This window comes from Buchnera aphidicola (Rhopalosiphum maidis), assembly GCF_003671935.1.
GTDB lineage: Bacteria > Pseudomonadota > Gammaproteobacteria > Enterobacterales > Enterobacteriaceae > Buchnera > Buchnera aphidicola_AL.
Genome location: NZ_CP032759.1, coordinates 19,078 through 34,685, shown reverse-complemented (window position 1 = coordinate 34,685; position 15,608 = coordinate 19,078). Strand labels below are relative to the sequence as shown.

Sequence of the window (15,608 nt, the reverse complement as noted above, 5' to 3'; positions counted from 1 at the left end):
CATATAATGATTACACTGAAATCTGGAGATGTTGCTCCAGAATTTTTTCTTCTTAATTATAATAATCAACTAATAAATTTATCTGATTTTTTAGGTAAAAAATTATTGATCTATTTTTATCCAAAAGCGATGACTCCAGGTTGTATAGTGCAGGCATGTAACATTAGAGATAATTTAGAATTATTTAAAAATAAGAAGATAGAAGTTGTAGGTATTAGTCCTGATAGCACTGACAAGTTATTAAATTTTGTTCAAAAAAAAATGTTAAATTTTACTTTACTATCTGATATACACAACATTGCTAGCAAAAAATTTGGTGTTTGGGGTGAAAAAATATTTATGGGAAAAAAATATTTTGGAATTTATCGTACTAGTTTTTTGATCAATTCAACTGGTATAATTGATAAAATATTTTGTAAATTTAAGTGTAAGGATCACCATAAAATTATATTAACGTATTTAAATTCAAAAGAAAGTACTTGATTTTTAGTTAAAAATATAACTTTGTTAATTTCTTTATATATTATTGAGCTACTAAATATTGATAATTTAGTAGCAATGTTATTTAAAAATTATTTTTTTTACATTGAGCTCTAAATCTTAGTAGATGATCCATTAATACTATTGCTACCATTGCTTCTGCTATTGGTACAGCACGTATTCCTACACATGGATCGTGTCTACCTTTAACTGTTATTTTAACTTTTTCATTATCTTTATTTACTGTATTTCCTGGTTTTCGAATACTTGAAGTAGGTTTAAATGCAACTTTTAAAACAATATTTTCACCGTTGCTGATTCCTCCTAATATTCCCCCACAATGATTACTTTTAAATCCGTAAGGAGTTATTTCGTCTCGATGTTCACTTCCTTTTTGATTAACTACTGAAAAACCATCTCCTACTTCTACCCCTTTTGCAGCGTTAATACTCATTAAAGCATGAGCTAAGTCAGCATCTAGTCTATCAAAAACTGGCTCTCCAAAACCTACTGGTACATTTTCGGCTATAATTATAATTTCGGCTCCTATTGAATCACCAGTTTTTTTTAAATTTTTAATTAATTCTTCTAATTGTAGAATATTTTTTTTATTTGGACAAAAAAAAGGATTTTTTTCTACTTCTTCCCATGATTCAAATGGACAATGTATGTTGCCCATTGTTGATAAATATCCGCGAATAACTATTTTATTTTGCATTTTAAGATATTTTTTCGCAATACTACCTGCTGCGACTCGCATTGCAGTTTCACGTGCTGAAGATCTACCACCACCACGATAGTCTCGTATGCCATATTTTTTTTCATAAGTATAATCTGCATGTCCTGGTCTAAATAAATCTTTTATTTTACTATAATCTTGTGATCGCTGATCTGTGTTTTGAATAATTAGACCAATGCTTGTTCCTGTAGTGATTCCGTTAAATACTCCTGAAAGTATTTGAACTTGATCTAATTCAGAACGTTGAGTAGTATAACGTGAAGTTCCAGGTTTTCTACGATCTAAATCATGTTGTAAATCATCTGAAGATAATTTTAACCCTGGTGGCATTCCATCAATAATACATCCCAGTGCTATTCCATGTGATTCGCCGAAAGTAGTTACACGAAAAATTTTTCCAATTGTATTTCCAGCCATTTTTTTCTTCTATTAAATTTTAATTTAAATAATATAACTATACAGAAAAAAAATAAAAAAATAATTTTTTATTTAAAAAAAATATTTAATGATAAATTTTTATTTGTTGTTTTTACAAAAACTAAATTATATAATTAAAAAAATATGTAAAAAAATGTTAAATAAAATATGTAAATTTATTAATTTTTGGTAATACATAATTATGAATAAAAATCGACAATTTATTGTTAATAGTAATGTTTTATTTCGTAAGTGGTTGAATGGTACCCGTGAAATAGTACAAGATACTATATTCCATTCTCGATTGCATAAAGTAAATCAAAATATCCGATCTAAAAGAATTTATCTTGAACAAGACATTCATAGTAATTATTTCTCTTTTTATAAAAAAAAAGATTCTTTTAGAGAAAATCCTGTTTCTTATGTTCGAAACGACAGTTCAACTAATGTTTTAAAAAAGTTAAAAAAAGGAAAATATTCTCCAGATATTTTTCTTGACTTACACGGTTTAAATCAATATCAAGCAAGAAAAAAATTAGGTCAGTTAATTTCAATATGTCAAAAAGAAAAAATTTTTTGTGCTCATATTATGCATGGATATGGTAAAAATATTTTAAAAAAACAAATACCTTTTTGGTTATCTCAACATCCTGACATAATAGCTTTTCATCAAGCGCCTAAAATGTTTGGAAATGACGCAGCAATCATAGTTATAATTGAAATTCATTCTTAAATCAAAATTAATAAATGTTTTAGATATATTTAAATATTATTTATTTTTTATAAAAAATATTAATTATTAATATCTAATTATTATTTTTTTTAATTATTATTTGAACTTTTTTTTTTGCGTTTTTAATAAAAAATTTTTCTAGAAATATATGTTTGTTATACTATTAAAAATAAATATTTTTTGTATAGAATATTTATTGTATTATCTAAAATAAATAAAATTTTTAAAAAACCCTTATTTTGGGTTTTTTTATTTTAAAAGATATGAAATTATAAATTTATTTTTTAAACATAAAACATTAAAAATAAAATTTTTAAAGGATTTTTCAAGATGTTTAATACTAATCGTGTACGTATAGCAATGCAGAAAACTGGTCGTTTAAGTAGTGAATCCATCAAATTGCTTACATGTTGTGGAATTAAAATTAATTTAAAGCAACAAAAATTAATAGCCTTTGCTGAAAATATGCCTATTGATGTTATGTTAGTACGTGATGACGATATTCCCGGATTAGTTATGGATGGTGTTGTAGATTTAGGTATAGTGGGAGAAAACGTTCTTGAGGAAGAATTGTTACAACGAACATCACAAAATTTAGAAAATTCTTACATTACATTAAGACGTCTTGATTTTGGAGTTTGTCGATTATCTTTAGCTATTCCCATTAATACTCCATATACTGATATAACATCTTTAAAAAATTTTAGGATTGCCACTTCTTATCCTCATTTATTAAAAAAATATTTAGATAAAAAAAATATTTTTTTTAAATCTTGTATGTTGAATGGTTCTGTAGAAGTGGCACCTAGGGCTGGTTTAGCAGACGCTATTTGTGATTTAGTTTCAACTGGTGCAACACTAGAAGCAAATGGTTTACGTGAAGTGAAAGTAGTTTTTCGTTCTCATGCTTGTTTAATTTGTAAAACAGGAAAAATTAATTTTGAGAAAAAAGAAGTAATTAACAAGTTAATGACTCGTATAAAAGGTGTAATTAAAGCACGTGAATCTAAGTATATTATGTTACATGCTCCAGTTGATAAACTTGAAGAAGTAATATCTTTATTACGCGGAGCAGAGAGACCAACAATTTTAAAATTAGCAGGAGAAGATCGTCGTGTAGCAATGCATATGGTAAGCAGTGAAACATTGTTTTGGGAAACAATGGAAAAATTAAAATCTTTAGGAGCTAGTTCAATTTTAGTTTTACCAATTGAAAAAATGATGGAGTAAAGATTTAATGAAATATTTTAACACGATTGTTGATTGGAATATGTTGAATTTTAATGAGAAAAAAAATATTTTATTGAGACCTATTATAAAAAATAATAATTCTATTAAAAAAAAAGTTAAAAAAATAATCGAAAACGTTCAAATTTCAGGAGAAAAAGCACTAAAGGAATATACAATTTTATTTGAAAAATGTCAAATTAATGAATTTGAAGTTTCTAGAGAAAAAATTTTGTCTTCTTCTGAACATGTTGATCAATCATTAAAAGAAGCAATTGAAACTGCTAAAAAAAATATTACATCCTTTCACAAAGCACAAATTTTATCTCCAATAGATATTGAAACTGAAGTTGGAGTAAGATGTCAACAAGTTTACTTACCACTAAATTCTGTTGGAATTTATATTCCAAGTGGAATCGCTCCTTTGTTTTCAACTGTTTTAATGCTTGCTATACCAGCTAAAATAGCTGGTTGTAAAGAAATAATTCTTTGTTCCCCCCCTCCTATTAATAACACAATACTTTATGCTGCAAATATTTGTGGTGTTGATAAAATATTTCAAATTGGAGGCGCTCAAGCTATAGCAGCATTAGCTTTTGGTACTAAAAACATTCCTAAAGTAGACAAAATTTTTGGTCCCGGAAATGCTTATGTTACAGAAGCAAAATTACAAGTGAGTTCTGTTTTTAATGGACCTCAAATAGACATGTTAGCTGGACCTTCAGAATTATTGATTATTTCTGATGAAACTTCTAATGCTGATTTTATTGCTGCTGATTTATTGTCTCAAGCTGAACATAGTGTGTCTTCTCAAGTTATATTATTGACTCCATCCATTGAATTAGCTAAAAAAGTTATTGTGTCTATTAATCATCAATTAAAAAATTTATCTAAATCAGATGATATATTAACTGCATTAAAAAATAGTGTTATTATTCTGACAAAAGATTTATTTGAATGCATTAATATATCAAATATATATGCTCCTGAACATTTGATTATTCAAACAAAAGAGCCAAGATTAATACTTAAAGAAATATTAAATGCTAGTTCAATTTTTTTAGGACCATGGTCTCCTGAATCAGCAGGTGATTACGCATCTGGAACTAATCATGTTTTACCTACTTATGGAAAATCTATTTCAAGTTCTGCTTTGGGTTTATGTGATTTTAAAAAACGTGTATTGATTCAAGAACTAACATCTCAAGGCTTTATGAATTTATCAAGTACATTGGAAATTTTATCTGAAGCTGAAAAACTTGAAGCACATAAAAATGCTGTAAAAATAAGAGTAGATTTTTTAAAGGAAAAAATATGACGGCTGATATAACTAAGTTAGTTCGAAAAAATATACAAAAATTACATCCCTATCAATCGGCTAGACGAATTGGAGGTCAAGGTGATACATGGTTAAATGCAAATGAATCTCCTATATCTGTTCCGTTTAAAGCAAGAATAGAATACTTTAATCGTTATCCAGAATGTCAACCTAATCATTTAATATCTTCATATGCTGATTACGCTGGTGTATTAGATAGTCAAATTTTAGTTACTAGAGGAGCAGACGAAGGTATTGAACTTTTGATTAAAGCTTTTTGTGAACCTGGAGAAGATGCGATAATTTATTGCCCTCCAACTTACGATATGTATGCTATAAATGCAAAAATTGCAAATATTGAAATAAAAGAAATTCCTACTTTAAAAAATACTTGGCAAATAGATTTATTAAACATTAACTCAAATCTTGATAGAGTTAAATTAATATATATTTGCAATCCTAACAATCCTACTGGAAACATTATTTCTAAAAAAGATTTAAAAGATTTGTTAAAAATCACATTAGGTCGATCTTTTGTAGTAATAGATGAAGCTTATATTGAATTTTCTCCGAAAAATAGTATGGTAAACTATTTAAAAAAATTTCCGAATTTAATTCTTTTGAGAACCTTATCGAAAGCATTCGCATTAGCAGGAATAAGATGTGGTTTTACATTAGCACAAGAAGAAGTGATTAATGTTTTAAATAAAGTTATTAGTCCTTATCCAATATCTACACTTGTCACTGATATAGCAATGCAATCTTTAGAAAAGAAAGCGCTTGAAAACATGAAAAATAGAGTTTTACAATTAAATATGAATCGTGTTTGGTTAGTTAACGAATTGAAGAAAAACTCTTATGTAAAAAAAATTTTTGATAGTCATGCTAATTATATTTTAGTAGAATTTTACATGTTTGAAAAAATATTTCAGAATTTGTGGGAAAAAGGTATAATTTTAAGAAATCAAAATCACAAAAATAATTTAAAAAATTGCTTAAGAATATCAATAGGATCGAATTTGGAATGTGTTCATTTAGTTAAAGAATTAAAAAATTTGTCTAAAATATAATTTTTTTCAATGAGGTGCTATTGATGAAACAAAAAATATTATTTATTGACCGAGATGGTACGTTAATTCATGAACCATCTAATGATTTTCAAGTAGATGCAATTAAAAAGCTTGCATTTAAAAATTATGTTATTTCTTCATTGAGTCAATTAATGAATTTTGGTTATAAATTTGTTATGATTACAAATCAAGATGGTCTTGGTAGTGAGTCGTTTCCTTGGGAAAATTTCAACATTCCTCATTTTTTTATGTTAAATATTTTTCGTTCAGAAGGGATAATATTTGAAGATATTTTAATTTGTCCACATTTTTTAGATGATCATTGTGATTGCCGTAAACCTCAAGTTAAATTATTAAAACCTTGGTTAAAAGAAAATAAAATAGATAGAAAACGCAGTTATGTAATTGGTGATCGAGAAACAGATATGGAATTAGCTAAAAATATACAGTTACCAGGTATACAGTACAAAGAAAAAGATTTTAATTGGATAGATATTACAAAAGAAATCATAAAAAGAGATAGATACGGAGAAGTAATTCGAAAAACAAAAGAAACTTATGTACATGTAAAGTTATGGTTAGATTTAGATCATCATAGTTGTATTAAAACTGGTATTAATTTTTTTGATCATATGTTAGATCAATTATCAATTCATAGCGGAATTTCTATGCATATATTAGCAAAAGGAGACCTGAAAATTGATGATCATCATACTATAGAAGATATTGGAATTGTTTTAGGAGAAGCATTATCTAAAACATTGAACCATAAAAATGGTTTATCTAGATATGGTTTTGTTTTACCTATGGATGAAAGCCAATCAAAGTGCATCATAGATTTATCAAATCGTCCATATTTATCTTTTAATGCCAAATTTCAACATAAAATGGTTGGTGATCTTAATACTGATATGATTGAACATTTTTTTTATTCTCTTTGTTATTCTATGAGAATTACTTTACACTTAGATGTTAAAGGAAAAAATGATCATCATTGTGTTGAAAGTTTATTTAAAGCTTTTGGACGTGCACTACGTAAGGCAGTTAAAATAGAAGGTAATATATTACCAACATCTAAAGGGATTTTATAGTGAATATTGCTATATTAAATACTGGTTGCGCTAATTTAACCTCAATTCAAGTTGCAATTAAAAAATTAGGTTATACTTCTATAGTAACTTCTGATCCTTCTATAATATTAAAGTCTAAAAAAATTTTTTTACCAGGTGTAGGAACAGCTTCAGCTGCTATGAAAAAATTAAATGAAAAAAATTTAATTAATACGTTAAAAACGTTAACTCAACCGATTCTAGGAATTTGTCTCGGAATGCAAATTTTTTCTCAATTTAGTGAAGAATGTCAAGGAGTGAAGACTATCGGAATTTTTGATGACTGTTTTACTTGTCTTTTAAAAAGCAGTAATTTACCGTTACCTCATATGGGTTGGAATTATATTGTTTTTGACAATTCACATCCATTATTCAAAAATATTGATAAAAAAGAAAGATTTTATTTTGTTCATAGTTACATTATACCATTGAATAAATATACTTTAGCAACAACTACATATGGCATATCTTTTAGTTCTGTAATGCAAAAAAATAATTTTTTTGGAGTGCAATTTCATCCGGAAAAATCTGGTCATGCGGGATCTCAATTATTAAAAAACTTTTTAGAGATGTAAAATTCTATGATTATTCCAGCATTTGATTTTATTAATGGGAAAATAGTTCGCTTGTATCAAGGAAATTATTCTAATCAAAGAGAATACGATATAAATTTATACAAACGTTTCAAAGATTATGAAATTCAAGGTGTGAAAAAAATTCATCTAGTAGATTTAGATGGTGCGAAAAATTTTAAAGAAAGGCAAGTAAAAGTTTTTAAAGATCTTATTTCTTATACTAATATTTCTATACAAATAGGTGGCGGAATAAGAAGTGAAGAAAATATTAATATGTTTCTTAATTTAGGAGTTAAACAAGTTGTGATTGGTTCTTCTGTAATCAAAAACAAAGCAGAAGTAAAAAAATGGTTAAGAATATATGGTTCAAATACTATTGTTTTAGCATTAGATGTTATGATTAGAAATAATAATAAAGAGATAGCAATAAATGGTTGGCAAAAGAAAACAAATACAACTTTAGAAGAAATTATTGAGTATTTTTCACCAATAGGTTTAAAACATGTATTATGTACTGACATATCTAGAGATGGAACGCTATCTGGACCTAACATTGTATTATATACAGAGATAGTTAAAAAGTTTAAACACATACAATTCCAAGCATCAGGAGGTATTGCAACATTAAAAGATATTATATCTTTAAAGAAATCTGGTGTGAGTAGTGCTATTGTTGGTCGTAGTTTATTAGAAAATAAGTTTACAATACAAGAGGCATTAAAATGCTGGCAAAACGAATAATTGCATGCTTAGATGTTGATAACGGAGTTGTAGTAAAAGGTGTTCAATTTAAAAATCATGAGATTGTAGGTGATATAATATCTTTATCTAAACGATATACAAAAGAAGGTATAGATGAACTAGTATTTTATGATATAACTGCTTCTACTAAGAACAAGTTAGTCGATAGAAGTTGGATAGAGAAAGTAGCAAAAGTTATTAATATTCCATTTTGTGTAGCTGGAGGTATTAAAAGTATAGAAGATGCAAAAAATGTTCTATCTTTTGGTGCGGATAAAATATCAATTAATTCTGCTGCATTAATAGATCCTCATTTAATAACTAAAATTGCCAATCGTTTTGGCGTACAATGCATGGTAGTAGGCATTGATTCTTGGTTTGACAAAAATAAAAAAAAATATATGGTTCATCAATATACAGGTGATATTACTCGTACTTATCAAACTAATTGGGAAACTATAGATTGGGTTGAACAAGTGCAAAAAAAAGGCGCCGGAGAAATAGTTTTAAATATGATGAATCAAGATGGGTTGCAAAATGGATATGATTTATCACAGTTAAACGAAATAAGAAAAAGATGCAAAGTACCTTTGATTGCATCAGGAGGAGCAGGATGTGCAGAGCATTTTTATAAAGCATTGTATTACGCTAATGTAGACGGCGTTTTGGCTGCTTCAGTTTTTCATAAAAAAATAGTTAATATAAAAGATTTGAAATATTTTTTAATTAAAAAAGGTCTGGAAATTAGAATATGTTAAGCAAAAAAGAAGATTTATTAAATCTTAATTGGACAAAAGTAAATAGTATGATTCCGACAATAATACAAGACTATTCGTCTAATTTAGTTTTAATGCATGGATATATGAATAAAGAAGCTTTTTTAAAAACTCAAAAAGAAGGTTTTGTTACTTTTTATTCTCGTACTAAAAATCGCTTATGGACTAAAGGAGAAGAATCAGGTAACTTATTAAAAGTTATCGATATCGTTACAGATTGTGATTATGACGCCTTGTTAATTACAGTTGAACCGGTTGGAAAAACATGTCATTTAAATAGAAAAAGTTGTTTTTCTTTAAAAGAAAAAGAATTCAATTTTCTTTCTAAATTAGAAGAAATTATAGAAGATAAAAAAAATTTTAATGAAGATAGTTCATATACTTCTCGTCTATATAAATCTGGTACAAAGCGTATAGCTCAAAAAGTTGGTGAAGAAGCTATAGAAACGATATTAGCAGCAATGAATAACGATGAAAATGAACTTATAAATGAATCTTCAGATTTAATTTATCACTTAATTGTTTTATTACACGATCAGAATTTAAATTTTAATTTAATTATTGAGAATTTAAAAAAAAGAAGAATAGAAAAATTATAAATTTATAATATAAGATTTTAATTATAAATTAAAAAAAATATTTCGATAAATCATTAGTTTTTGTTTTTTAAAATTATTATTAAAATAATATTCAACTTACACGCATAATATTTCAATTTCAAAAAAAATTCAATAGAACTAAACGTATATATATACCTATATATCGATGAATTCTTCTTTTTAAAAAATAAAAAAATTATCTAGAAAATATCTTTGATAGAAAAGAAATAATTTTATTATTAATAATTTCAAACGAATTTTGTGTTTTTATAAAAATATTTTTTTTGAAAAAATGATAAATTGAAAATAATTGTAATATCATTTATTGTGTAAGAACATAGAATTTAAAATAATAAAATTTAAAAACATTTTTTTAAATTATAGGATTTGAAATTGGAGAAAAAAATGTTACAGCAACAAATTGGTGTCATAGGAATGGCAGTAATGGGAAGAAATTTAGCATTAAACATTGAAAGTAAGAAGTACACAGTATCTATTTTTAATAGAACTAAATCTGTAACAGAAGAAATTATCAACAATAATAAAGAAAAAAAACTTTTTCCATATTTTTCTATTAAAGATTTTGTAAATTCATTAAAAAAACCTAGATGTATTCTACTAATGGTAAAATCAGGACAACCTACAGATGAAACTATTCAATCTATTATTCCTTATTTAGATAAGGGAGATATATTAATTGATGGTGGAAACACTTTTTATAAAGATACCATTAGAAGAAATAATGATTTACTAAAATCTGGTATTAATTTTATTGGAATGGGTGTATCTGGAGGAGAATTAGGAGCGTTAAATGGTCCATCTATTATGCCTGGTGGATCAAAAGAAGCATATAGTCTTGTATCACCTATATTAAAGAAAATATCTGCAAAATTTAAAGATGAACCATGTGTTAGTTATATTGGTCCTAATGGTGCTGGTCATTATGTTAAAATGATTCACAATGGCATTGAATATGGTGATATGCAATTAATAGCAGAATCGTATTTTATATTAAAAAATGCATTAAATATGAATAATGATGAATTATCTGATACATTCTCTCAATGGAATAAAGGTGAGTTAAATAGTTATTTAATCGAAATAACAAAAAATATTTTTCTTCAAAAAGAAGAAAATAGTATTAATTATTTGATAGATTCTATATTGGACGAAGCAGAAGATAAAGGTACGGGTAAATGGATTAGTAAAGATGCCTTGGAGCTTCGCGAACCGCTTTCTCTTATTACAGAATCTGTTTTTGCAAGATATTTATCGTCTCTTAAAGATCAACGTCTTATTGCCTCAAAAATATTAAAAGGTCCAATTTTAAAATGTATACCTTTTCAGAATAAAAAAATTTTTATTGAAGAAGTGCGAAAAGCTTTATATTTAGGAAAAATAATTTCTTATGCACAGGGTTTTTCTCAATTAAAAAAAGCTTCAGAAAAGTATTCTTGGGATTTAAAATATGGTGAAATTGCTAAAATTTTTAGATCTGGTTGCATTATTCGAGCTAGTTTTTTAGAAAGAATAACTGATGCATTTAAAAATAATAATGTAACTAACTTGTTATTGACACCTTATTTTTCAGAAATATCTAACAAATATGAACAATCTTTACGTCACGTTACTTCATATGCAATAAAATATGGTATTCCTGTTCCTACTTTTTCATCAGCTATAACATATTATGATAATTATCGCACAGTATCTTCATCTGCTAATCTAATTCAAGCTCAAAGAGATTATTTTGGAGCACATACTTATAAAAGAACTGATAAAAAAGGATATTTTCATACAAATTGGTTAACTAAAAAAGAGCTTTAATTATTCAATTAAAATTAATCATAAAACTATTTTTTAGTTTTTTTTATTATAAAATAGCAGAAGATAATAAAATATATCTCTCTGCTATTAATAAAAAAATTATTTTTGATATTTTACAATATGTCTTATTTTTATGGTATATACGAATTAATTATAGGAAAAAAAATGCGTTTATGTGATACAGATATTGAAAAATGGCTAAGTAAAAAAAAATTAATTATTACACCATATCCTAAAAAAGAATTAATTAATGGTATTACCGTTGATATACATCTTGGTAATAAATTTCGTTTTTTTTATGATCATACCACTTCTTGTATTGATCTAAGTAGTTCACAAGAAAAAACAGCTTTAGATTTATCTAAAATTATGAGTTGCGAAACTACTTTTTCTAAAGAAAAACCGTTTTTTTTAAATCCAGGATCTTTAGCTTTATTTTCGACTTTAGAAAATATTACCTTACCAAACAATTTAGTTGGTTGGTTAGATGGACGTTCTTCTTTAGCTCGACTTGGTCTTATGATTCATGTTACATCTCATCGAATTGATCCTGGTTGGAATGGTAATATTGTTTTAGAGTTTTTTAATGCAGGAAAATTAACTTTGGTATTAACTCCTGGAATAAAAATTGCCGCACTAAGTTTCGAATTACTTTCAAAATCAGTTGTACGACCTTATAATTCTCGTAATGAATCTAAATATAAAATTCAAAACGGAGTGGTACCTAGCCGAATTTATAAAGAATAAAGATTTTTAATATAAATAGTAATTTTAAAAATGAGTAGTTTACGATTAATCATATTTTGTATATGATATTAATTATTTAAATAATATAAAATTATGTCTAATAAATCTAGAAAAATTTTAGTCACCTGTGCATTGCCATATGCTAATGGACCTATTCACATAGGTCATATGCTTGAACATATTCAAGCAGACATTTGGGTTCGTTATCAAAGAATGAGAAATAATCAAGTTTGGTTTATTTCTTCTGATGATGCACATGGTACAGCTATCATGTTAAAGTCTGAAAAATTAGGAATTAAACCTACAAAATTAATCAAAAAGATTAAAGAAGAACATATAGTAGATTTTTCAAATTTTAATATTTCTCATGATAACTATCATAGTACACATTGCATAGAAAATTTATTCTTATTAAGAAAAATATTTTTATCTTTAATTGATCAAAAACTTATCAATCAAAAAAATATTTTTCAATTTTACGATAAGACAAAAAAAATGTTTCTTCCAGATAGATTTATAAAAGGTACATGTCCCTTCTGTTCAGCGAAAAATCAAAATGGAGATAATTGTGAAATATGTAGTTCAATTTATGAACCTACAGATTTAGTTAGTCCTATTTCTGCTATTTCAAATAGTGTTCCTATTTTAAAAAAAACAACGCATTTATATTTTAATTTACCAGCTTTTGCCAATATGTTAAATACCTGGATATATTCTGGTATTCTAGAAAAATCTGTTGTTAAAAAAACAGAAGAATGGTTGCAATCCGGTTTAAAAGAATGGGGAATTTCGCGAGATGCTCCATATTTTGGGTTTAAAATTCCAAACTTTTCTGACAAATATTTTTATGTTTGGTTAGATGCTCCAATTGGTTATATCAGTGCGTTTAAAAATCTTTGCAATAAAAATAAAAAAATAGATTTTAATGAATTTTGGGATAAACAATCAAAATGTGAATTATATCATTTTATTGGAAAAGATATTATTTATTTTCATACATTATTTTGGCCTGCAATATTAGAAGCTTCTTCGTATCGAAAACCTAATGGTATTTTTGTTCATGGTCATCTTACTATAAATGGATTGAAATTATCAAAATCACGCGGTTTTTTAATTACAGCATCAGATTGGATTCAATGTTTTGATTCAGATAGTTTAAGGTATTATTATGCAAGTAAATTAACTAATAATATTAACGATATTGAAATGAATTTAGAAAATTTTATTCAAAAAATTAATAGTGATATTGTAAATAAATTAGTTAATTTAGCTTCAAGGAGTGCTAGTTTCATTCATAAATATTTTGATGGGTATTTATCTGATTCGTTAGAAGATTTCTATTTATATCAAAGTTGTATTGATATTAGTAAAAAAATTGAAAATTTTTTTGAAAATCGCCAGTTTAGCGCTGTAATTCGAGAATGTACAAAATTATTAGATTTAGCAAATCAATACATAAATGAAAGAAAACCCTGGAAAATAAAAGAAGATAATTTTGATAAATTACATGGAATTTGTACTATGGGTGTTAATTTGTTTAGATTAGTTATGATTTTTTTAAAACCAATAATACCAGATTTAGCAAAAAAAACAGAATTTTTTTTAATGTCAGATCTTACTTGGGAAGGTATTAAAAAACCACTTCTTTCTCAAAAAATAAAGCAATTTAAACAATTATATAATAGAATTAATGCTGATAAAATTTTACAATTATCTCATTTGCATAAATGAGATTTAATCTTGTTTAATCATTAATACTAAATAAATTTAATAAAAAGCAAAAAAATTTTCATTATTTAACTTTACTTTACTTATCCAAGATATTTTCCAATTTTCTTTGATTTTTTTTTCTTTATTAAAATTTTCTTCTTTAATAACAAATAAACCAATGGCGCTAATGAAAAAATCATTATAGAATAAAAGTGGAATTTGATTTCTAAACCAAGGGGGTATATTATATTCTTGCCATATTTTTTTAATTTTTCTTCTTTTTTCTCGTCCTAAAATAAGAATTTTACCTTCAAATTGAAAACGAATGTTAATTAATTCATTTTTTTTAGGGATAGGAATCGTAAAACCTTTATTATTTCTTGTTAGGTATCCTAAATTATTAGGAAGAAGTAGTTTTTTATTTGTATCATGCCAGAATAGAAATGTATCTTTGATAGATTTTTGCGTTTTTATAAAATAAAGAGATTTTTTATAACGTCTAACTTCGTTTTTGTTTATAATTATTTTTGGATTAGCATCTTCTTTGCTGCATACAATTTCTTTATAAATACATTCAATTATTCTATATGATGGCATTTTTATATTTTTTAAAGATATCCAATATCGAATAAGTGCTTTACACATTTCTTTTTTCATATTTCTAAAATTTTTAATGTTTAACGATTCGTTAAAATTAATAAAATTTTGGATTTTTTCTTTTAAAAACATATTTTTTAATTTAGTTTCTTCACAACATATAACTGTTGTTCGAAAACAATTTTTCAAAAAAAAAGGCCATCTTTGTTCTAATATAGGAATTAATTTATGACGTACAAAATTGCGATCATAACTAATGTTAGTATTACTAAAATCTTCGATCCATTTTAAATTGTTTTTATAAGCCCATTTTTCTAATTCTTTTTTAGTTTTTTGTAAAAAAGGACGAACTATTTTTTTTTTTCCCAAAAAACTCTCAGAAGACATTCCAGATAACCCAGTTGGTCCGCTTCCTCTTTTTAAAGATAAAATTAATGTTTCGCACTGATCATTTAGATGATGTCCAGTAAGTAAAATTTCATCATCAAGTAAATTATTGTAAATAGTATTATATCGTTTAATTCTTAATTTTTCTTCAATGTTTCCTTTTAAAACAATACGAATTTTTTTAATAATCAGCGGTATATCGTATTTTTGACAGATTTCTGTACAGTGTTTTTCCCATTTTTTTGAAGATGAATGAAGATTATGGTTAATATGGATAGCGCGTATTTTAATTTGCGGATCTTTTTCTTTTATTTTTAACATTTTATGCAAAAGAACTGTGGAATCTACTCCTCCACTATATGCTATTAAAAATAATTTTTTATATTGAGTAACAATTTTTTTAATCAAATACTAATAGCCTACTAGCAGAGAATTTTTTAATACGTTCGAGTGGACTTGAACCACTAACCTCTACCATGTCATGGTAATGCTCTAACCTATTGAGCTACGAACGTAAAAATTAAATTAATATTTTATATTTAATGAAAATTATATA

The 15,608-nt window shown here is 25.9% G+C and carries 15 protein-coding genes and 1 tRNA gene; 13 read left to right on the top strand and 3 right to left on the bottom strand.

What is annotated here, in order from left to right:
* The first annotated feature begins 6 nt into the window (after positions 1 to 6).
* Positions 7 to 483: a thioredoxin-dependent thiol peroxidase gene (gene bcp, locus D8S97_RS00175; protein ID WP_158360919.1), complete on the top strand. Its 477-nt coding sequence runs from the start codon at positions 7 to 9 to the stop codon at positions 481 to 483.
* Positions 484 to 565: 82 nt separating this feature from the next.
* Here the strand turns inward: bcp and aroC are convergent, their stop codons facing one another.
* Positions 566 to 1,636 carry a chorismate synthase gene (aroC, locus tag D8S97_RS00170; RefSeq protein ID WP_158360918.1) on the bottom strand — a complete coding sequence of 357 codons (1,071 nt, stop codon included), beginning with the start codon at positions 1,634 to 1,636 and terminating at the stop codon, positions 566 to 568.
* Between the two features lie 202 nt (positions 1,637 to 1,838).
* On the opposite strand from aroC, the gene smrB reads away from it, so the two are divergent.
* From smrB to metG, 12 genes are all read left to right on the top strand, one after another.
* Complete coding sequence (smrB, locus tag D8S97_RS00165) at positions 1,839 to 2,369, top strand: endonuclease SmrB (RefSeq protein WP_158360917.1); 531 nt, start codon at positions 1,839 to 1,841, stop codon at positions 2,367 to 2,369.
* A 330-nt stretch (positions 2,370 to 2,699) separates the two neighbouring features.
* Positions 2,700 to 3,599 carry an ATP phosphoribosyltransferase gene (hisG, locus tag D8S97_RS00160; protein ID WP_158360916.1) on the top strand — a complete coding sequence of 300 codons (900 nt, stop codon included), beginning with the start codon at positions 2,700 to 2,702 and terminating at the stop codon, positions 3,597 to 3,599.
* Between the two features lie 7 nt (positions 3,600 to 3,606).
* Positions 3,607 to 4,914 carry a histidinol dehydrogenase gene (gene hisD / locus D8S97_RS00155; RefSeq protein WP_158360915.1) on the top strand — a complete coding sequence of 436 codons (1,308 nt, stop codon included), beginning with the start codon at positions 3,607 to 3,609 and terminating at the stop codon, positions 4,912 to 4,914.
* A complete protein-coding gene (gene hisC, locus D8S97_RS00150) occupies positions 4,911 to 5,984 on the top strand; it encodes a histidinol-phosphate transaminase (protein ID WP_158360914.1) in 1,074 nt (357 codons plus the stop codon). The genes hisD and hisC overlap by 4 nt, the downstream gene beginning before the upstream one ends.
* 23 nt (positions 5,985 to 6,007) lie before the next feature.
* Positions 6,008 to 7,075 carry a bifunctional histidinol-phosphatase/imidazoleglycerol-phosphate dehydratase HisB gene (hisB, locus tag D8S97_RS00145; protein WP_158360913.1) on the top strand — a complete coding sequence of 356 codons (1,068 nt, stop codon included), beginning with the start codon at positions 6,008 to 6,010 and terminating at the stop codon, positions 7,073 to 7,075.
* Positions 7,075 to 7,668 carry an imidazole glycerol phosphate synthase subunit HisH gene (gene hisH, locus D8S97_RS00140; protein WP_158360912.1) on the top strand — a complete coding sequence of 198 codons (594 nt, stop codon included), beginning with the start codon at positions 7,075 to 7,077 and terminating at the stop codon, positions 7,666 to 7,668. Before hisB ends, hisH begins: the two co-directional genes overlap by 1 nt.
* 6 nt (positions 7,669 to 7,674) lie before the next feature.
* Positions 7,675 to 8,409 (top strand): 1-(5-phosphoribosyl)-5-[(5-phosphoribosylamino)methylideneamino]imidazole-4-carboxamide isomerase, encoded by a 735-nt coding sequence (hisA, locus tag D8S97_RS00135; RefSeq protein ID WP_158360911.1) that lies wholly within the window; start codon positions 7,675 to 7,677, stop codon positions 8,407 to 8,409.
* On the top strand, positions 8,391 to 9,167 hold the full coding sequence (gene hisF / locus D8S97_RS00130) for an imidazole glycerol phosphate synthase subunit HisF (RefSeq protein ID WP_158360910.1): 777 nt from the start codon (positions 8,391 to 8,393) through the stop codon (positions 9,165 to 9,167). Before hisA ends, hisF begins: the two co-directional genes overlap by 19 nt.
* A complete protein-coding gene (gene hisIE, locus D8S97_RS00125; RefSeq protein ID WP_158360909.1) occupies positions 9,161 to 9,784 on the top strand; it encodes a bifunctional phosphoribosyl-AMP cyclohydrolase/phosphoribosyl-ATP diphosphatase HisIE in 624 nt (207 codons plus the stop codon). Before hisF ends, hisIE begins: the two co-directional genes overlap by 7 nt.
* Before the next feature lie 405 nt (positions 9,785 to 10,189).
* Entirely contained in the window at positions 10,190 to 11,611 is a 1,422-nt protein-coding gene (gene gndA / locus D8S97_RS00120; protein ID WP_158360908.1) for an NADP-dependent phosphogluconate dehydrogenase, read from the top strand.
* Between the two features lie 165 nt (positions 11,612 to 11,776).
* Positions 11,777 to 12,358: a dCTP deaminase gene (gene dcd / locus D8S97_RS00115; protein WP_158361642.1), complete on the top strand. Its 582-nt coding sequence runs from the start codon at positions 11,777 to 11,779 to the stop codon at positions 12,356 to 12,358.
* Positions 12,359 to 12,451: 93 nt separating this feature from the next.
* Complete coding sequence (gene metG, locus D8S97_RS00110) at positions 12,452 to 14,089, top strand: methionine--tRNA ligase (RefSeq protein WP_158360907.1); 1,638 nt, start codon at positions 12,452 to 12,454, stop codon at positions 14,087 to 14,089.
* 36 nt (positions 14,090 to 14,125) lie between these two features.
* On the opposite strand, the gene tilS is transcribed toward metG, so the two are convergent.
* Together tilS and D8S97_RS00100 are read right to left on the bottom strand one after the other, a co-directional pair.
* Positions 14,126 to 15,460, bottom strand: a complete 1,335-nt coding sequence (gene tilS, locus D8S97_RS00105; protein ID WP_158360906.1) for a tRNA lysidine(34) synthetase TilS — start codon at positions 15,458 to 15,460, stop codon at positions 14,126 to 14,128.
* A gap of 33 nt (positions 15,461 to 15,493) precedes the next feature.
* A tRNA-Val gene (locus tag D8S97_RS00100) sits at positions 15,494 to 15,567 on the bottom strand.
* Positions 15,568 to 15,608: the final 41 nt, after the last annotated feature.